Annotated in this window: 15 protein-coding genes and 1 tRNA gene; all 16 read right to left on the minus strand. The window is 56.2% G+C overall.

Annotated elements, in window-relative coordinates; all coding sequences use genetic code 11:
* Positions 1–78 precede the first annotated feature (78 nt).
* Positions 79–1,215 carry an ABC transporter substrate-binding protein gene (locus tag ACSBQV_RS17160; RefSeq protein ID WP_099784006.1) on the minus strand — a complete coding sequence of 379 codons (1,137 nt, stop codon included), beginning with the start codon at positions 1,213–1,215 and terminating at the stop codon, positions 79–81.
* 86 nt (positions 1,216–1,301) lie between these two features.
* Entirely contained in the window at positions 1,302–3,449 is a 2,148-nt protein-coding gene (locus tag ACSBQV_RS17165; RefSeq protein WP_099784008.1) for a phosphocholine-specific phospholipase C, read from the minus strand.
* A 123-nt stretch (positions 3,450–3,572) separates the two neighbouring features.
* On the minus strand, positions 3,573–4,412 hold the full coding sequence (queF, locus tag ACSBQV_RS17170) for an NADPH-dependent 7-cyano-7-deazaguanine reductase QueF (RefSeq protein ID WP_047575474.1): 840 nt from the start codon (positions 4,410–4,412) through the stop codon (positions 3,573–3,575).
* The gene (locus tag ACSBQV_RS17175) at positions 4,390–5,286 is read right to left on the minus strand and encodes a queuosine precursor transporter (RefSeq protein ID WP_434991471.1); all 897 of its coding nucleotides are present in this window, start codon (positions 5,284–5,286) and stop codon (positions 4,390–4,392) included. The genes queF and ACSBQV_RS17175 overlap by 23 nt, the downstream gene beginning before the upstream one ends.
* The gene (locus tag ACSBQV_RS17180; RefSeq protein ID WP_033644644.1) at positions 5,287–5,901 is read right to left on the minus strand and encodes a helix-turn-helix domain-containing protein; all 615 of its coding nucleotides are present in this window, start codon (positions 5,899–5,901) and stop codon (positions 5,287–5,289) included. It abuts the gene before it with no gap.
* A 534-nt stretch (positions 5,902–6,435) separates the two neighbouring features.
* Positions 6,436–7,737: a cytosine permease gene (locus ACSBQV_RS17185; RefSeq protein ID WP_033644921.1), complete on the minus strand. Its 1,302-nt coding sequence runs from the start codon at positions 7,735–7,737 to the stop codon at positions 6,436–6,438.
* 20 nt (positions 7,738–7,757) lie between these two features.
* Positions 7,758–8,447, minus strand: a complete 690-nt coding sequence (locus tag ACSBQV_RS17190) for a helix-turn-helix transcriptional regulator (protein ID WP_033644646.1) — start codon at positions 8,445–8,447, stop codon at positions 7,758–7,760.
* 27 nt (positions 8,448–8,474) lie between these two features.
* The gene (locus ACSBQV_RS17195) at positions 8,475–8,885 is read right to left on the minus strand and encodes a GNAT family N-acetyltransferase (RefSeq protein ID WP_019453029.1); all 411 of its coding nucleotides are present in this window, start codon (positions 8,883–8,885) and stop codon (positions 8,475–8,477) included.
* A gap of 416 nt (positions 8,886–9,301) precedes the next feature.
* Positions 9,302–10,216: an alpha/beta hydrolase gene (locus ACSBQV_RS17200; RefSeq protein ID WP_099784010.1), complete on the minus strand. Its 915-nt coding sequence runs from the start codon at positions 10,214–10,216 to the stop codon at positions 9,302–9,304.
* 615 nt (positions 10,217–10,831) lie between these two features.
* Entirely contained in the window at positions 10,832–11,716 is an 885-nt protein-coding gene (locus ACSBQV_RS17205; RefSeq protein WP_033651313.1) for an ATP-grasp fold amidoligase family protein, read from the minus strand.
* 50 nt (positions 11,717–11,766) lie between these two features.
* The gene (locus ACSBQV_RS17210; RefSeq protein ID WP_089195187.1) at positions 11,767–13,062 is read right to left on the minus strand and encodes a lysine N(6)-hydroxylase/L-ornithine N(5)-oxygenase family protein; all 1,296 of its coding nucleotides are present in this window, start codon (positions 13,060–13,062) and stop codon (positions 11,767–11,769) included.
* A gap of 1,024 nt (positions 13,063–14,086) precedes the next feature.
* Positions 14,087–15,289 carry a lactonase family protein gene (locus tag ACSBQV_RS17215; protein ID WP_080273418.1) on the minus strand — a complete coding sequence of 401 codons (1,203 nt, stop codon included), beginning with the start codon at positions 15,287–15,289 and terminating at the stop codon, positions 14,087–14,089.
* 232 nt (positions 15,290–15,521) lie between these two features.
* Complete coding sequence (locus tag ACSBQV_RS17220) at positions 15,522–16,940, minus strand: cytochrome c (protein ID WP_046687810.1); 1,419 nt, start codon at positions 16,938–16,940, stop codon at positions 15,522–15,524.
* Positions 16,937–18,592 (minus strand): GMC family oxidoreductase, encoded by a 1,656-nt coding sequence (locus tag ACSBQV_RS17225; RefSeq protein WP_099784012.1) that lies wholly within the window; start codon positions 18,590–18,592, stop codon positions 16,937–16,939. The genes ACSBQV_RS17220 and ACSBQV_RS17225 overlap by 4 nt, the downstream gene beginning before the upstream one ends.
* Positions 18,593–18,595: 3 nt before the next feature.
* Positions 18,596–19,168 carry a sorbitol dehydrogenase family protein gene (locus tag ACSBQV_RS17230; RefSeq protein ID WP_042785376.1) on the minus strand — a complete coding sequence of 191 codons (573 nt, stop codon included), beginning with the start codon at positions 19,166–19,168 and terminating at the stop codon, positions 18,596–18,598.
* Positions 19,169–19,966: 798 nt separating this feature from the next.
* Positions 19,967–20,042: transfer RNA gene (locus ACSBQV_RS17235), tRNA-Phe, on the minus strand.
* Positions 20,043–20,083: the final 41 nt, after the last annotated feature.

Raw genomic sequence — 20,083 nt, forward strand, 5'->3', positions numbered from 1 at the left:
ATTGTTATGGAATAGTTAAGCGGGTAACTACATGAAGGATGCCGGTAGCAGGGCCCGGTTGGCGGGCCCTGGCGGGGATTATTGCGGCGTAAGCCAGAAGACCCCGCTGTAATCCAGCGCGGTGAATTTCTGGTGCACGCTTTCGATATCCGCTTGCGGATCAATATCTTTAAACAGCGCCGGGTGCAGGAATTTGGCGATCGCCTCGACCGCGATAAAGTTGAGCGGCGTGTCGTAAAATTGATGATAAATCGCCATCACGCGTTTTTCTTTCACCGCTTTCAACACGTTAATGCCGGTGCGATCCAGCAGATGCACCAGTTTCTTTTGGCTGGTGGCCATATCGGTGGTGTAGCCCAGCGGCACGGCCAGCGTGCCGCGATGGCCACGGCTCCAGTCGGCGCCGGTCAGCAGATAGAAATCCGGATTGCTGGCGATCACCTGTTCGACGTTCACTTCACCGCCCATGTCTGAAAACAGTTTGCTGCCGATATTGTCGCCGCCGGCGGTATCGATAAACTGCCCGAAGCTGCCTTTGCCGAAGGTGTTGCAGCACTGTTCGCCTTTGATGCCGGCGCTGCGTTCGATGAAGACGCTGGGGCGCTGCTCCGGTTTCAGCGTGGCGACGCGCTGGCGCACCAGCTCGAGGCGTTGCTGATAGAAGCGGATAAAGGCGTCGGCGTTGGGCTGCTCGTCAAACACTTTGCCCAACAGCGCCATGCTGGCGACGGTGTTGGTCAGCGGCTGCTGGCGGAAATCGATGATCAGCACCGGGATGCCGACTTTTTCCAGCTGGGTCAGTACGCCGCTGTCCTTCAATTTGCTCAGCAGACCGATGTCGAAAATGATCAGGTCCGGTTGGCGCACCACCGCGCTCTCCACGCTGAAGTCACTGGTGTAGGGGTTGTCGAAGGTGGGGATTTGCATGACCTGCGGGAATTTTTTCGCATAGGCCTCAACCAGATCCGGCGCTTTGACCTTCAGCGAGTTGTCCCAGGCGATGATGTTTTTCAGCGGCTCCTGCGGATGCAGAATATTCAGCGCCAACAGCGCGCGGGCGTCGGCCAGGATAACGCGCTTGGCCGGTTGCGGCAGCGTAACCTGACGGCCGGCGACATCGGTAACGACGATCGGCGCGGCTTGAGCGGCGCCGGCCAACAGCAAAACGCAGGCGGCCAGCCAGCGGCCGGCTTTGGCGATAAGAACAGCGGACATGGAGATCCTTGAGTAATCGGCTAGGAACGAGAACGCAATGATAAGCGATATCCTTTCGCTTTTTGAACCTCTTCGCTGTCGATAGGCTACTCCTGGCCCATCAGCGGGTCGCTGACGCTGTGTTCGCCATCCTCCAGTCGGCCCGCCAGGCGGCGCCGCCAGCCTCCGGCGCTGTGCAGCGCAAGATCATACCAACCGCCGCTGGCGCGGGCGTCAAACGTTTGGCGGTGGCTGCCGCCCGCAGGCAGCGTGATGGGCCACGGGCCTTGTTGCGTGTAAGGGCAGCGGTCGAGAGTGACCGTCACCGTTTCGGCACCTGGGTTATCCAACTGCAGCAGCAGGCTGCGGCCCGTCGGGCGCAAACGCACTTCCGGCTGCGGCCGGCTCAGCGCGCCGCGCATTTCACGATGAAAGCCGTTGGGGCCGAGCAGCCACAGATGGTACCTGTCCTCCGTCTGCCAGTCGTCGCTGACCGCCTTGCCGGCCTCGACGGTATAGCGGCGCGGGATCTGCGTCAGATCTCGCCGGTCGTAGACGTGAAACACCGCCCCTTGCTCGCCGGTATTGAACAGGTTCAGCGTTACGCGCCGCTGCTCGGCCGCGACGCTGGCCTCGACGTGCAGCTGATAGGGCAGTGCGCGAGAAGGGCGCGCCAGGCGGCGTTGGTGTGGCAAACGCTGGCGGGCGGGCGGCGGCAGCGGCACCTGCGGCAGCTGCTCCTGGCGTTGACGCAGACCGTCGGCGGCGTGGCGGCTGGTGGCGGGCAGGCTCGGCAATGCTTCGCCGTTAGGATCGACAAAGTTGAACGCCGAGGTGAGATCGCCACACACCGCGCGGCGCCAGGCGCTGATGTTGGGTTCATGCACCTGAAAGCGCTTTTCCAGGAATTGCAGCACCGAGGTGTGATCGAAGACCTGCGAATTGACCCAGCCGCCGCGGCTCCAGGGCGACAGCACCAGCATCGGCACCCGCGGGCCGGGGCCGTAGATGCGGCCGTCCGGCGGCGGCTGGTTCTGCGAGCCGGGCGGCGCCACGTGCTGGAAGATCTCGGTATCGAACGGCACCGTCGATTTACCGGCGAAGCTGCCGTCTTCGCGCAGCGACGGCGCGGAAGGCGAAGGCATATGATCGAAAAAACCGTCGTTTTCGTCGTAGTTGACCAGCAGCACGGTTTTACTCCACACCTCCGGGTTGTCGGTCAGCGCGTTGAGGATCTCTTGCGTGAACCAGCCGCCCTGCACCGGGCTGGAGGGATCGGGATGTTCCGAATAGGCCGCCGGCGCGATGATCCAACTGACCTGCGGCAGTTTGCCCTGCTGCACGTCGGTGCGGAATCCGGCCAGCATGGCGTCCAGATCGTTGCCGTCGGCGGCCGGCAGGGTGTTGCCGTTGCCTTTGTACAGCGGCGCGGTCGCGTTGAGCTCGTCGCGATAAGGCACGAAGGCGTTGAAGTCTTTTGGCGGCCGAGCCGGGTTGCCCACCTGAATGCTGGCGGCGCGGTATTGGCGAAAGCCCGCCAGCGGGTTGTCGGTAAAGTTGTCCGGCAGGAATTGGTATACCTTCCAACTGACGCCGCTCGCCTCCAGCCGTTCCGGATAGGTGGTCCACCGGTAGCCGATCTCTGCCGGGCCGGGGCTGTCCCATTCGTTGACCACTACCGCCACGTCGGCGGCGGACGGGCCGTTGGTGCCGGTCCAGTGGAACAGCCGATTGGTGTTGGTGCCGGCGTGGATGGAGCAGTGATAGGCATCGCACAGGGTGAAGGCGTTGGCCAGCGCGAACTGGAACGGCAGCTCCTGCTGGCGGTAGTAGCCCATCGAGGCCGGCGTTTTGTAGGTGGGCCAGGCGCTCATGCGGCCGTGATCCCAGGCGGCTTGCTCATCCACCCACGAGTGCGGCGTGCCGGTGACGCGCTGGGCGTTGCCGCGTTTGCTGTCCAGATGGTAGGGCAGCACCAGCCGTTCAGCGCCCTGTTGCTGCCAGACCAGGCGATCGCCGGGCAGTGGAATGGTAAATCGATCGCTGAAGCCGCGCACGCCCGGTAAGGTGCCGAAGTAGTGATCGAAAGAGCGGTTCTCCTGCATCAGGATCACCACGTGTTCGACGTCGCGCAGGGTGCCGGTGCGGTTATTGGCGGGAATGGCCAGCGCTTTGCGAATCGAGGCGGGCAACAGCGAGAACGCCGATCCGATGGCGGCAGCCCGCAGGATGTCTCTGCGAGAAAGGTCAGGCATGCGTCGTTAATCTCCGTCAGTGTGCTTTGAAGATAGCCGCTGACGACGATAATGGCGAAAAATAACAGGGAGATGAAAGCGAGAGAAACAATGCTCCCTGGCGGGAGCATTGGGGGATGGGGCTTACTGTCTGATCAGGCGGCCGAGCGTCGGCGCCGTTTCGAAATCGCTGCGGAAGGGGTTGATGTCCAGGCCGCCGCGGCGGGTGTAACGCGCGAACACGCTGAGTTTTTCCGGGCGGCAGCTCTGCTTGATGTCGTTGAAAATGCGCTCGACGCACTGCTCGTGGAATTCGTTGTGCTGGCGGAAGGAGATCAGGTAGCGCAGCAGGCTTTCGCGATCGATTTTGCGGCCTTCATAGCGGATAACCACGCTGCCCCAGTCCGGCTGGTTGGTGACCAGGCAGTTGGATTTCAGCAAATTGGAAGACAGCGTCTCCGCTACGTGCTCCCCTTGATCGGCCGCGCCGCTCAGGTATTCCGGTTTGAAGGCGAAGTCGTCGACCGCGATATCCAGATCGTCGATGTTGATGCCCGGCAGACGATCGATCTGCGCCGGGTAACCTTCCAGACCCGGATAGAGCTTGACGGTGACCTGGCCATTGGCCGCCTGCGACAGATCCTTCTGCATGGCGGCGCTCACCTGTTCCACGCTGTCGAAGCGCGTTTGGTTGAAGCTGTTGAGATACAGCTTGAACGATTTGGATTCGATCAGGTTGGAAGAGGAGTGCGGGAAGGTAAATTCGCCGATGCCCACCACCGGTTTGCCCTTGCCGTTGAGCCACGACAACTCGAAGGCGGTCCACAGATCAAAGCCGCTGAACGGCAGCTGCCGTTCGTCCACGCCGATCAGATCGCGGCCGCGTGCGCGCGGCAAGGCTTCGAGCAATGCGGGAGCATATTGGTCCGGATAATCGGAGTTCGCGCCAAGATGGGTGATCTTATCTTGCTTTTGGATATGCATATTCATTGCCCTTTGCTTGTTCGGTATTGATGTAGCGGTTAAACAGACTGCGGGTGGCGTAAATCGGCCCGACGCCCAGCAGGGCGTAAACCACCTTGATCAGGAACTGAGACAGGATCATGGTTTTGATGATGTCCCAGCTCAGCACGTTGTAGAACGCCAGCGTACAGAACACCACGCTGTCGATGGCCGATGCGATTACGGTGCTGGTGATCACGCGCACGAACAGGTAGCGGGAGTTGGTCAACTCCTTGATCTTGCAAAGCAGATAGGAGTTGACGTTCTCGGAGATCAGATAGGCCGCCGAAGAGGCCACCAGCACCGCCATGATGCTGTGCACGATGCCGTTGTAGGTCTCGCTGTACTCCCACTGTGGAATGCTCGGCACCAGCGTCGTCACCCAGACGCCGAGGACGAAGGTCAGGTTGGCGATGAACGAGATGATGATGGTGCGTCTGGCCAGCCGCAACCCATAGAACTCGTTGAGAATGTCCACCAGGATGAACGTGAGCGGATAGATGAAGATCGCCGGCGGCGTGATGAGATGCAGCACCGGAATTTGGATCGGCTTGACGCCGCACAGCGTCGAGAAGATATAAATCACGCTGAGCGCCACGGTAATAATCAGGTAGGCGTACCAGGAACGTTCATGGCGATCGCTGAGCTCATAGGCGGTTTTTTGTTGATTGTCGCCGTAGAGTTTACGGTACAGCGCCTGCAGCTCGTGCCGGCTCAGATCTTCCGATATTTCGCTGTCGGCCAGCTCATTGAGCCCCATGGTAATGGTTTTGCCGGTGGCCAATACCATGACATTGGCCGCGATGGTGCCATGTCGGGTGAAGCCCAACAGCTTGAACTTCTGATTCGGTTCCATTTATAACCTTTCTCCAACGATATAACCCAGGAATTGCACCGTCTCCTGAAGGCGTTTGTCCATGCTTTCGCTGTCTTTGTCGTCAACCACAAAGAAGCCGCTTTTTCCCGAGTGATACAGCAAAGGTGAATCGCAAATCAGTACCGGCGGACGTTTAATGATAATGACTTCGCCCGGAATGAATGACCCTTTAATTTCGGTCTCTATTTTCATTGCCAACATGTTCGACTCATCGCCGAAGAAATAAGTCAAAGGAAACTCGGTGACCAGCTGCCCGATCTTGCGCTGCGAGACGGCCAGATAGCGCGACTGCGGGATCACCGGAATGGCGGAAGGGTTCTTGTTGCCTTCGGTGGACAACGTTTCGTTGAGCAGCTCCAGTTTTTCCAGATCGTAGTCTTCGATCTCTTCACAGGAGACACCGAAAAAATCTGAAATCCGATTAACGGTGGATTGCTGAACGTTGTTCACTCTTCCATCAAGAATTTTGTATAGGGTAGTGCGCGTCAGGCCGCTGCGGTTGGAAAAGGAAGCCTTGGTTTCACCGCGGGTACGCATTAGATATTCAATATTTTTAATGATGTTGATTTTGCGCTGTGCGTTGGGGGTTTTCATAGGCTGTCCTTACAAACATTACGCTGGCTTCACTATATCTTACGCGTTGGCGTTGTCCAGATAAAAAGGCGCAGGGGATAGGATAACAGACTGATTATTTTCGTTAATTATTGCTTTATGTCAGCGGCTTGGCGGGGGGCGGGCGACGTGGATGCGGAAGGCGGTTTGGGGAAATGATAAAGCTGTGCAAATCAATTGATTAGCTTTTGCTTATGGAAAAGTGAACACAAAAGCCAATTTTATGTTCACTTTTATGTTGACCAAAGGCGATTTCATGGGCTACTGTTCATGCAAGCTGAAGTTTTTCTTTACGATCAAAACACTGAAGCTAACGACTTTTATAATAAAAAGCTCAGAGGGGGATGTTCCCGCACTCTGAGCATAATGGATAGCTTGCTACCGACACCAGGGACCCTCATCACCACGGCCGTTTGTCTGCGCGATCGGCCTATTCCTTTGCGCTGAACTCCGCATTTTGCGAGCAATAAAACACTCCCCCGTCATCGGAGGAGTGCGTTAACGCCTGTGCGAAAATCAGAGCGACTTCTGCGAGGCCAGGGGTTTTTGCGCCCGACTGAAGGCCAGCTTGAGCACCCAATACAGCAGGCTGGCGGCCACCAGTGAGTTGATGGTCGGTACGCCCCATTCGGTCGCCAGGCCAACGGCGCCGCCGGCGATGCTGGCGACGATCGCCGCCCAGCCGATGGTTGGGGTTTCGTTCGGCAACTGGCCCGTACGGCGGCTCTCGTCCAGGATTTTGCGGTGGCTGCGCAGCAGGTAATAGTCCACCAGCATGATGCCGATAATGGGCGGGAAGACCACGCCAAGCACCGTCAGGAAGTCGACGAAGCGGTCGAGAATGCCCAGCACCGACAGCGTGGTGCCCAGAATACCGATCGCCAACGTGGTGTAGGTGTACTTCAGCTTTTTGCCGGTGATGCCTTCCACCGCGTTGACGATGCCCAGCGAAGAGGAGTACAGGTTGAGATCGTTGACGCGCAGGGTGGAAAACACCACCACCAGCAAACCGGCGCCGCCGGCCGCTTGCGACATGATGGTGACCACATCCGCGGTGCCCAGGGTTTTGGCGATCAGGATAGCCAGGCCATTCACCACGAACTCGCCGGCGACGATGGTGAAGATCGTAACGCCGAGCACGTGTTTGCCGTTTTTGGAGTAACGGGTCAGATCGGGCGTCATCAGGCTGGCCACGATGGCGCCGCCGACGACGATGGTGATGCCGGCGCTGATGGTCAATGGTTCACCCGGCGGCGCCAGCTGGATGATCTCCTGCAGGTTATGGCCGGAAAGCGCGGTCACTGAAATATAGGCCACCAGCATAATGAACATCGGCACCGCGATACGGGCGGCGATGCGCAACGCCTTGAAGCCGAATGCCACCAGGATGGTCAACAGCGTGCCCGAGAGCCCGGCGGCCAGGCCAAAGCCCAGCTTATTGCCGAGCGCGAAATCGAGCGACTTGGCGAAAATGGCGTTTTGAATGCCGAACCAACCCAGCAGGCTGACGGCCACGACCACGCCGATCAGCACCGAGCCCAGGCGGCCAAAGCCGCACCAGCGCGCCAGCAGGCTGCCAGAAATCCCTTCGCGCATGCCCGCCATCCCAAGCCCATAGGTCACCACGCCGAAGATCAGGCTGCCGACGAAAATGGCGGTGAAGGCGTCAATCAGCGTCATGGAGTTGCCGAGCACGGCGCCGAGCATGAACTGGTCCAGCGCGGTCAGCATGCCCATATGCACGATGGCCACGCTTAAAAACGAGACTCTTTTATCCTGCGGCACCCGGGTGAGCGGATAATCTTCGATCTTTATCACGGTGAGATCTTCCTTGCGGTTCAAATAAACTGAATGCCCTTGGTTATCAGGCGATCGGGAATGTAGTTATCCAGGTTGGCGTATTTGCAATACTCCTCAAACTGTTGCTGAGTATGCACGTTGGCCTTCTGGTAAATATTATAAATGCGGTTTTCGATGGTCTTATTGCTGACGTTATAGATTTTGGCGATCTCTTTCACCGTAAATCGCTGCAGCATAAGAAAAATGACATCGAGCTCGGCGCGGGTGAACAGCTCGTTGTTAACTTCGGTGGTCAAGATGCTGGGTTTTTGCTGATTGATGTATTTCAGCGGCGACAGGCTGTTCATCGGCTTGGCGTTCCAGATCACGCCGATCACCTGTTTGTCATCGTTGTAGACCGGCAGCTTTTCGCTGATAAACGGCGTCAGGCTGTCTTTGCCATACCAGTAGTGCGTCTCGATGACCGTGACCCGATCGCGCGCCGCTTCGGTCATCTTGTCATGCTCGATAAAGTCGGCGGCGGAATCGGCCCAGTCGGCGGGGAATTCGTGGTCATATTTTCCGGCGACGTCGAAATTCAGCGGCGTATTGGTATAGAGATAAGCGGCGCGGTTCATATAGAGGTGGCGGGACAGCTGGTCTTTGATGCCCCAGGGCTCGCTCAGGTGCTCCATCATGGTGATGAGGCCCTTGAAATAAGATTCATTATTTTTATGCGATGAACCCATACCCACCTCTGCGCCGCTCAGGCCGCGTTACAGGCTTTTAGCCAGGTAATGGCGGGTATGGCGATGCGCATAGTCACCCAGCTCGCCATAGACCCGGTAGCCCAGTTTTTCGTAGAAGCCTCTGGCCTGGAAATCGAAGGTATCGACGTAGGCCATATGGCAACCGCGCTTGCGGGCTTCTTCTTCGGCCAGCTGCATCAGTTGGCGACCGTAACCGCTTTTGCGGCATTGATCGCCGACCCAAAGATACTGTACTTCCAGGCCGCCCCACCAGGTACGTGCGACCAGACCGCCGACGATCTGCTGGTTGTCGTCGGTGACGGTCAGGAACAGCGGGTGAATGTCTACGGGCTGGGTTTTATGGTTGTGCGCCCAGAGGCTGTCGATAACGAACTCTTCATCCTGCGGGTTGGGTTTGTCGGTGATATTAATATTCATTTTTAATATAATTCCCTGATTTAATTATTCAAATCTGAACTAGACGCTTTCGCCCCAACCGCTTCTATTATCACTTTTATTAATGTATTTCAAGGGTGGTTTTCACCCTTTTCCGCCGTGCAGGCGGGCGCTTATAGTAAGCATCACAGGGTGAAGAAAATAGCGAAACAGGCAGTATTAAAACGCTGAAATGCCCTGCCAACACCATCTTTTCCTACTTGCGCCTCACCAGGGCCCCACCGGGAAAACTGCAGTACTGTACGGCTCCACCGGATAGAGCAAGCTAACTTGCCGACGGGGGAGCCACTTTGTTTTTGCGCATCCGTTCCGCGATGACTGCGCGCTGTCTCAGATATTAAACGCTCTTCTTATCAGAAGATATGAGCCGCCGATGAAAATGCGGTCGATACCCTCCTTTAGTCTTCATATGCCACGCTGCTCAGTGCCGGCTCGATGGCGGCACCCAGCATGGCGCCGTGTCCCAAGCTGGGCCACTCCCGATAGCCGACGGTAAGACCGTCGAGCTTTGCCAGGCGTTCCGCCAGCATTTGCGCCGCGTTCGCCGGCAGTGCAGGGCTCTTCACGCCGGGCGGGGCCGCGCGCTCGCGCTCCGCCAGACCCACCCACAACTGCAGCCTTGCCGCCGGCGTCGGATGCCGTTCCGCCCACTGCTGCGCCTCTTGCAGGATCATGCCGTTGCCCCACCACAGCGAGGGTTCCACGGCGATATAATGCTGGAAGGCGGCGGGATGGGCGAATAACGTATGCAGAACGAAGAGCCCGCCGTAGGAATGGCCCCACAGCGTTTGCCGCTGCTGATCGACCACCAGTTTGGCGGCGATCGCCGGTTTGATCCGCGTTTCAATCAATTGCAGGAAGGCCTCCGCGCCCCCGCCCGCCTGCGGGGGGTTCTTCATGCCCGTCGGCAGAGGCAGCGTATAGTCGTAGGCGCGGCCGGCGGCATCGATGCGCAGATCGTTGTCATAGCCGATCATCACCAGCACCGGTGGCCGCTTCGCCGTCGCCAATCTGGCCAGTAAGCTGGCGTTCAGCTCCATCAGCACCGCATTGCCGTCGAGGAAATAAATCGTCGGATAGCCGTCAGGCGCAGGCGCCCGACGCGGCTGGGCGATACGGACGCGGTAACGCCGTTGACCATCGGCGGAGGTGAAGCGCAGATCGCTGAAGCGGTAATCCGCAGAGTCGCTATCGGCGACGGTCACGCCGATCCTGCGTTCCAGATCGGGCCTGGCCTGCACGGCAGTCGGCAACCAAAAGCCGATGGCGAGCGCCAGAAGCGTGCAGATAAAATGCCGGTGAGACAATAACATGCGGGGCAGCGTCCTCGAAAAAGGCCGATATTAGCATCGGTACGCGCCCAGTAAAAACCTCTCCTTCGGGCGGGTATTTCAGTGGCGAAGTGCGGCCGGGATCAGGCGGTGGCTGCCTGATGCTTCGCAGGGTTAATAGCAACTCATTGTTATTATTGGCAAGTCAGGAATAAGAAGGGTTAAGATTAATTAGAAATGATTATGTTTTTTGGGAGGGGATAATCTGCTGATGGGTGCAAAAACACTCAATCATAAATGGGTGTTAGCGAAAAAAAAGCCCTATAAAATAGGGCAAAGACACACAACAACACCAGGGAAACTTTCCGGTATCTTATATTATAGCTTCCTATACATATAGAACATTTTATTATAAATATGTAAACGATTCTTATTAATGTTCTAATGCCATTGTTTTTCAAGGGGTTATGCCGCCCAAGGGGGAACGTTCCCGATGGCGGTGCAAGCCACTCCGCAGTGGATAAAGCGCAGGTGGCGGGGCGGTGCCGACCCGCCGCCCCACAGTGAGATGCCGGCGGGCGGCCTGCGAAAACGCCGGCCGGTATCTCCTGTTTGATGGATGCGCAGGGGAATTGCGCCGCCTTTTGTTGATGATAATCAGTGTTGTTGCAGCGTCAGCATCTTGCCAAGCAAAACATCGGTCGGTGGCAGAATATCCGTATCCAGCCCGGCCGAGGGGGTAAAGGTCAGCTCACCGAAAATGATTTGGCCCTGAGAGATGTAGAAATCAACGCGCACGAACTCGAAGGGCGCCGACAAACGAGCGGCATACTCAAACAGCTCATCGTATCCTTCCGGTTTCACGAAGGCGTCTATCTCCTCCTGGCTCAACGCCAGGCAGTCCTCGCTGTAGCAAAGGAACTTGAAATCTTTGTCGAAGAAGTAATATTTCGGCGTCCCGGTATCTCTGCCGACGCACAGCAAGGTGCAGTAAGGCACGCCGCGAAAACAATAAATTTTATAGTCTTCAGGCCCGTGACCATTGGCCGATTCGATATACTTTTCTCCAATGATCTTTTTTTGTATCCCTTTGTAGTTGAGTTCTACATAGGTTTTCCAGTAATCGTCTTTCATCCAGCCATCGATCAGCTGGGAGGCGCTTTTAATGTTCAACGATTGTTTATTCTGGCAAATTAAATTATATCCTGAGCCGTGATTTCCCTTGATGACAAATTTCTCAGGCAGCGTTTCCCATGGGATCTCCTGTACCGAATCACAGGCAAAGTACAGCTCATTTAGGATCTCTTCACATCCTTTTGCCTTGATGTACTCTCTAACCGCATATTTATCTGCGCATTGAGTGACTAAGGCATTTTTACTGTAGTCATTCAACTTAAGGTGATTGATTTTTTCATTCCAGGTCGATGGCGCCTGCAAGTTCAGCGGTTTGCCAAATGCTCTTTTGTAGATCAATCTGGCCTTGAATTCGGGGGCCAATACGGCCAACTGATTCATAATGAACTTGTTTATTTGTCTTTTCATATACGTAATTCCATCAAAGCATAGTGACAATGATTAAGACGTTCTTGTATTTAAAACGCGGGTGGCGCGCCTTCACTGCGCCATTGAATGGCTGTCGGCGTTGTTCCCAGATCAAATGGCTGGTGGTCTAACGCCCGATTAAGAATGCGGGCCGAACGCCACGCCATCAGGCTCAGCTGAGGATCGGCAATACCGTGATTATGCATACTGGCGTTCATCGCAAATAAGCAGTTCTCCGCCGGGCCTTCCCACTCAAAGGTAAAGTCCGGGGCTATGCGGTACTCGCCGTCCGCCGTGGTCAACAGTCGGTGGGCCAGAGGCGCAAGGAATTCAGGCGTCGCCGATTGATAACCGGTAGCAAAGATCACCACGTCCGCCTTGAAGGTTTCCTCGCCGTGATCGAGATGATGACGCGTTTCGAGTTGGTAGGCGTTATCCAGCGTGTGTTTTACGGCCGTCAGCGAACGGCTGGGCAGCAGGCGCACCCATAATTTCTCGCGCAGTACGTCGAAGCGGTGGTACATGGCGCGATAGATGGCCAGCAGCGACTCGCTGGTGATGCCGTCTGAGGTCATCTTTTGTTCGGCCAGCATATGCCGCTTGGCCGCGCTGTCCAGTGAGTAGAAACTCTCGACGTAATCTGGCGTGAAATATTCATTGGCAAAGGCCGCCTCATCAAGCGCGTTGTAATTGTTGCGTCGCGATATCCAGTCGAGTTGTTCTGGCTGCCCCCATTCCCCTTTAAAAATATTCAGGAACAGATCGGCGCCGCTCTGGCCGCCGCCGACGATCGCCACGCGTTTGCCTGCCAGATTAGGGTTGCGCAGCATCATTTCGCTGGCGTGGAAACAGCGATCGTTTTGCGCCGTCACGCAATCCGGTAACTTTATTTTCTTGCCAATACCGATGCTTACGTGTCTGGCGTGGAAGACCTCCCGTGAGGTGGTCACCACGAACTGGCGTTGCCGATCGTCAAACTCGACTCGCTGAACGTCTTGATTGAACGCCAACGATCCCATCCCGCTTGCGGCCCAGGTGAGGTAATCGGCGAACTCTTCACGCGATGCGGTACGCTGTTCGGTCGTCAGGAAACGGTAGAATTTTCGGTTTTTTACCAGATAGTTGAGAAAGCTGTAGGGATTGGTTGGGGCAACCGCGCTCACCAAATCCTTTAAAAAGTTGGTTTGCATGTTGCAGTCAGCCAAAATCATGCCCGGGTGCCAGGAGAAATGAGGTTTGCGCTCAAGGAATTGCCCCGTAAATCCCTCGATTTCGCTCCCTAAGGCCGCCAGGCTAAGATTCGACGGGCCAAGGCCAATACCGATGATATCGAAACGCTGATTCATTAATAAGCTCCAGTATAATGAGAATAATACCCAGAAATACGGCTGCAAAGGGGTTGGCTTATAGCAACCAGGCTGCCTTTTTCTTATAAGTAAACGACATGAATTAAAAATAATTAAAAGATATGCGGGTTAAAAATGCGTCATTTTTAAATGCCCGTTTAGAATTCGGTAGCACATCAGGTAAAGACTACGGGTGTATTTCTTTCCATGAAAGTCCCTGCGAAAGCTTGCGTATGTGTTTAATTAATATTCTTAAGCAATAATCTTAGAAACCGCGTTCATCATTCCATGTAAACGACACTCCGCAAAGAGGATAAGCCGCATGGGATTGGCATCGACTATTGACTGTTAACGTGTATACGCCGTTCTGCGTTCGGCTTGTGTTTCTTGAATCAGGTATTCGCTGCTTAGAATAGCGTTAAAAAGGATTCTGGGAAGGTGAAATAACATGATATTAGGCGTTGAGCGCTTTTTGAAAAGATGAAATTAAAGTGAAATTATGAAATCAGGCCGTTTTGATGATATTTTCATCATTATATTCAATGTGTTATTATCTTTTGGATGCGAGAGCTATTGCGTCTGGGCGGCATGGGGGTATCCGCTTTCACATCGGCCAATGCGCCCAGTTTTGTTGTTTGCGGGCCTGTATGGCGGGAAGTTATCCCTATATGCATTAATTTCAATGAGTGAATGTTCATGTTATATACAGAGGCGCCTGTTGACGTTGGAAAAGCGCCAATTAAAAACCGATTGGCCGACAGTTCGACGTTTAGGTTCGTTTAGGTTCAGCGACGGCGTGACGTGCAAGGATATCCGTGTGCCGCCGGAACTTACCTGAATGTAGCCGCCATTATATCAACCCGGTTTGAATTGTTTTGGCGTTTCTCTTTTATAATTCCTTTGCCGCTGATGATGATTCTCATTACCTGAGCGTTAAACGCCATGGGAATGGGGTAAAGTATGGCGCTCGCGGGCAAGAGAATCGATGTTGGCGCTGCGACAAACGGATTGCCGCAGCAATAATTTACTCGTGGATAAATTTAACGTCAGTTGGCGTACCTATCTGGACGCTTACGCCGTTGCCATATAATTCGCCGGTATCCAGATCGCGTTGTAATACGGTAACGTTATTACTAAACACATTGGCGACTAGCAAAAACTTTCCGCTTTTATCGAAGGCGAAAGCGCGCGGTTCGATACCGCCGGAAAGCGTGCGGCCAATCAGCGTGAGTTTGCCATTCTCCGGGTTAATTTTATAACCCACGATTTCGTTGGTTTTTTGGCGATTGCTCGCATAGAGGTATTTTCCGTCAGGGGAAAATGCCAGCCCGCCGCCGCCCTTTGCATCCGCGCGGGTGCTTTCCGTCAGCGCTAATGTCTGGATGTTCTCCAACCGATCGTTATTAATCTGGTAGGCAAAAATATTCGCTGACATTTCGCTGATCACGTAGGCGAATCTGCCATTTGCGGAAAAGATCATATGTCGCGGGCCGGTGCCCGGCGGAAACGACAAATCGTAATCCGGCGCGAGCCTGAACGGCGCGGCCTTATTTGCCGCGTCGTAGAAGAAGGCATGAATGATGTCGCCACCTAAATCGGCGGCGTACATCATGCGCCCGTCGGGGGTGAAGTTGACGGAGTGAATATGGGCGCTGGCTTGCCGCTCGGCAACGGCCTCTGAGCCCTTGGTGAAGGGAAAGCGCTGCAGCACCTCGCCGAGTTCACCGTTCTGGAGAATGGGGGCCACGATGACGCTGGCATGCCCGGGGGCGTTGGAGTAATTGGCGGCCAATAAGTAGCGTCCGTCTGGACTGATGGCGGCATGCGTCGGCTCTTGTCCCTGCGAGTCGATGCCGCTGATGCGTTGCGGGTCGCCGCCTTTGCCGAGCCTGAGCGTGCTGATTTGGCCTTGCTGAGTTTCATTGGTGGTATAGGCAAATTGGCGATTTTTGCTCAGAACTATCCAGGAAGGGCTGTCCATTTTTATGCGATTCAATGGCAGCAGGCTGCCGTCTTCGTTGAGCGCCAACCGATACATCCCCTGGCTGGGATAAACGGGCGGCTGAACCCGATCGCCGTCTCTTTCCCCTGTCCAGGTGCCAATCAAAACGATTTGCGCGGTGCTGCCCGGCTGCGGCTGCGGGGGAGCGGCCTGGGTGATCCAGGCCGGCAATAATAAAGACAGAAAGGAAAACTTGGCGATGCTGGGGAACGTTGCGTTTTTCATGGTCGGGCTCCTGGCGTGATTGACTGTGTTTTGTGACCGAGGCGAACGGTGTACAGGGTTTATCGTCGTAGCGAGGCACCGCCCAGAATGAACAGGCAGACATAACCAAAATAGTGCAAAACGCCGGCGGGGCCTATTTTTAGCACATCATTGGCGTATGGCATCAGAGCCTTGCGCGCCGGCAGACAAGCTCCCTGCGGCCGCCAGCGTAGGGAGCTTTAATTGGCGTGAATCACGCGCCGCGGCGTTTGCGCACCCGCCACGCGATGGCCGCCAATAGCGCCAGCGCGCCGCCGCCCAACCCCGGGGCCATATAGGGCTGCATCTCGGCCAGCAAGGGCGCCGGGCCCCCTCGTCTGAGGATCGCAACGTCTTCGGCGGTGACGTGCGCCGCGGGGTTGCCGTAATGTTGCAAGACATAGTTGCCGATCGCCGCAATCTGTTGGTCGTTCAAGGGATTGACATAGGATTGCGGGCCGAAATTCGGCATCAGGATATGTTGATCCCCGACGCGGCGCTCGACGCCGAACAAAATGGCCGAGATCAGATTGGAGGGATTGCGCGAGCCCGTCGCCGTGTTGTTGAACAGCGATGGATAGGCCTGGTTTTGACTGCCGCTGCCGTCGGGTTGGTGGCAGCTGGCGCAGTTGCCGCTAAACAAGGCGGCGCCGTCAATCACCGTCTCGTTGGCAGTCGGCGGATGCGCGCCGCGCAGCTCGGGTTCAACGTTGAACGGCTTGCCAAAGCTGTCTGCCGGCCGCGTATCGCGTCGATCTCTGATCGGCGGACTGTTTTTCAGGTAAGCGGCAATCGCGGCCAGATCGTCGTCCGACAAATATTGCAGGCTGTTTTCTATCGCTTCCGCCATGCCCCCCGCTGCCTGGTTTTTTCCCGCCGCGCGCCCGGTTTTCAAATACTGGATTAGCTCAACCTGGCTCCATCCGCCAATGCCGCTGATCGGGTCGGAAGTAATATTGGGCGCATACCAACTGCCGACCATGGCGCCGGAAAGCGGTTGCCCGCTGTATTCAGCCAGTAACACGTTGCGCGGCGTATGGCAGGTATCGCAGTGTCCAGGGCCGTTGACCAGGTAGGCGCCGCGGTTCCATTGCGCATCTTCGCTGCTGTCGGCGCTGAAATGCCCCTCTTCCAGAAACAAACTGTTCCAGGCCGGCATGATAAAGCGCAGGTTAAAGGGGAAGGGCAGTTCGGTTCGCCTGTTGTGCTGAACGACGGGGGCGACGCCGTTCATAAAGTAGGCGTACAGCGCGTGGATGTCCTCGTCGTTCAATTTGACGTATGACGTATAAGGCATTGCCGGGTACAGCGGGGTGCCGTCCGCGCGAATGCCTTCACGCACGGCGCGGGCGAATTGCGCTTCGCTGTAGCGGCCAATGCCGGTTTCCTTGTCGGGTGTGATGTTGGTGGTGTAAATCACGCCTACCGGCGTGGCGATGCTGTAACCGCCGGCAAATCGCTCGCCGCCTCCCGTTTGGGTGTGGCAGGCCTGGCAGTCCGCCGCTACCGCGAGCCGCTCGCCTTTTTCAATCAGCTCGGCGCTGAAATACGGTCCTTCGTCGGCGGCGAACGCCGAGCCTCCGCCCGCCGCGAGGAGCAGCGCCAGCCAGGCTATCCTTGCAGGTTTTCTCATGATTTCACCGCCAGTTTGCGGGCAATGTCGTCCGCCGCTTTAAGGCCCAGGGCCGCCATCGTCAGCGTGCTGTTCACCACGCTGGCTGAAGGGATGGCGCCACCGCCGGGCAGCCACAGGTTCGGATGATCGTGCGCACGGCAATCGCCGTTCACCACGGAATTTTTCTCATCGTTGCCCATGATGGTGCCGCCCATAATGTGATTATTGGCATTCAGGCTGGTGGTGATGTTGAATTCATCGGCATCAAACAATTGGCCAATATGCTTGAGCTGCCGGTGCGCCGCTTCAGCCCCTTTTCGCACATAGTCCCCCACGTCATAGTAAATGTCGGGGCAAGGCAAACCGTGGGCGTCTTTGCGCGTTGCGCTCAACGTCAGACGGTTATTGGGATCGGGCAGCGGTTCCAGACTGATGGACAAATCGACGCCGTACGCCGCGCGGCGGCGGATCTCGTCATCCAGCGCTTTCCCCACCAGGCCCTGCGCCAGGGCCTGGTGCGTAGCCGGCAAAACGCGGTTGATGTTATTGAGGATCATCTTGTTGGCTGAGTAATGCTTGCGGAAATCCCCATCGCGCGGGCCGACCAAACAGCTGCTCTGCGCCGGGCCGCGTCCTGGCCACAGCGGCTCTTTCGCCAGGAAGGTGCAGTGAAAGCCGGAGTGATCCATCATATTGCGGCCAACCTGATCGGAGCCGTTGGCGATCCCAGTCGGGTTTTGCGCATTGGCGGCCATCAACAGCAGGCGCGGGGTTTCGATGCCATTGCATGCCAGGACGAACGCGCTGGCGCTGGCTTTGTGCGACCGCTTTTGATTGTCCAGCCAATGCACGGCGGTAACCTGATTTCGTCCATCGGTATCGATTTTGTACGCCACCGCTTCCGCCAGCACGAGCGCTCCTTTCATTTCGGCGCGTTCGATGTGATGGATGCCGTTATACATGGCGCCAATCGGGCAGATAGGTTGGCAGTTATTGTTGCCGCAGCAGGTGGGCCGCCCCTGCCATGGTCGCGTGCTGCGCCCTTGGGGGATCGGTACGGAGCGGTAACCGTGCGGGTTGACCACTTCGGCGAAGCGCGTATCTCCGTGGGCCCAGGGCACCATATCCATGGGATAAGGCTTGCTGCGTGCTGAAGGCGATTGTTTGGCCGGATCGTTTGGGCCGGCGACGCCAATCGCCTCCTCCGCGCGGCAGTAGTAGGGCTCGAGATCGTCATAGGCGATGGGCCAGTCGCGGCCAACCCCGTACAGCGTTTTCATTTTGAAATCGTTTGGCAGATGGCGCCAGCAGGAGGCCGCCCAGTGCCAGGTTGTGCCGCCCACGGTGCGTAAATAGCCCTGCTTAAAGCTGTCCGCGCTTGGGCCACTTAACGCGACATAATCGTTTGGCGGAAAATAGAGCGGCGCGGTGGCGTAGGCTGATTGCGGGTACAAGCCTTGAAAATCGGAGCCCGCACGGTTATCAAACGGCATATTGCGCCAGTTTTCGACGGCCTGCGCGCGATCGATACGCAGGCCCGCCTCCAATACCAGCACGGAATAGCCTTGGCCGGCCAACTGGTCCGCCATCATGCCGCCGACGATCCCCGAGCCGACGATGACAATATCGGCCGAGGCATCGCCATCAGCCGTGAATACCGGTTTTTTCATGATTCAGCTCTCAGAGGGCAGTAAGGCGTTAACCTCAGGTGGGGCGGCGGTCCACCAAAGCGGGCCGTTGCCGCAATAGGTGGGCACAATCAAGGCGTCTTTAACCGGGCGATACATCAGGGCATCTTTATAAGCGATGAGACTGGCGTTTGCCCCCTGGCCCACGGTACCGGTATACCAGGCGGTGACGATGGCCGAGACCAATGCCGAGAGCCCCAGTTGGCCGGCGATTTGCTGAAGTTGCCGGGCGCTTTGTCCGGCCTTCACGCGTGCGCTTAATCGCTCAACCTGTGATGAGAATTGCGGGTTTGCGAGGCTCAACGCAGTGAAAATACGAGCCGAAAGGCCAGGGTCAATATCCTGACGTTCTGTCAATTGCCGGGAGAGCGCGAAGAAACGGGCAAAAAGCAGGGGGTTTTGCGCGGCGGTATGCTGTTCCGCCAGCGTGAGGAATGGGGCGCCGGCCAATGCGGTGGCGACAAGCGTTGACGCCAGGCCGAGCAAGACATTTCTGCGGCTGACGCCCTTGCCATGTTGATCCGGCTGTTCGCCATTGTCTGATAAACCATATTCCATATGTTTTTTCTCAACGGGTGTTTAATGCCAGAGCCAAAAAAGGCCAAAATATCAGTGGGTGAGCAGGCTAAATTAAGCGTTCTATTACGGTGATATGACGATCTTCACCGATGTGATGTTTTAAGAACGCCTGTCGGTAAATTAGCAGCGGCAACGGACGGTATTTATCAAAAAATCACAAGGTGAGTGCCGACCGCATTTTTGGTTTATTTTTAATAACGGCAGGGGATTATGTGGTGTGGCTCTGTTTAATTGATTGTTATTTAATGTTTTTATCGGTTTGTGACTGTGGGTTTTTATCAGGCGCAGAATGAAAACATTAATCGCATTGTTGCGTAACCCGTGTTTGCGTATTAATTCAAATGACGGCGAAAATAAGGAGGATCGGGTTATGGCGCAAATGGAAATAATACAGTGCCGTAAACACAGGCCAGGGGGGCGGGCATCAATTAAGACTGCGAATATAAAGGCCGAGATTTAGGTTAAAGAGATAGGAACAGGAGCACTTCTGCTCGGTATTCAAGGTCTCAGCGCTGGCCCGCAGGGTGAGGCCTTTGGCCGAATAATCGAACGCAGTTCGATGGAGAGTCCGTATCTCAGAAAGCGAAGAACCCGCCATAGGCGGGTTCTTCTAAATATGGTGCCCGGACTCGGACAACCGGCGCTGGCGCCGTGTTGAACAGCGCTTTAGCGCTGGCCCGTAGGGTGAGGCCCTTGGCCGAATAATCGAACGCAGTTCGATGGAGAGTCCGTATCTCAGAAAGCGAAAAACCCGCCATAGGCGGGTTCTTCTAAATATGGTGCCCGGACTCGGAATCGAACCAAGGACACGGGGATTTTCAATCCCCTGCTCTACCGACTGAGCTATCCGGGCAACGGGGCGCATTAAACCGTATTGGCCGGATGGCGTCAATC

Source organism: Serratia sp. B501 (assembly GCF_051172315.1).
Taxonomy (GTDB): domain Bacteria; phylum Pseudomonadota; class Gammaproteobacteria; order Enterobacterales; family Enterobacteriaceae; genus Serratia; species Serratia ureilytica.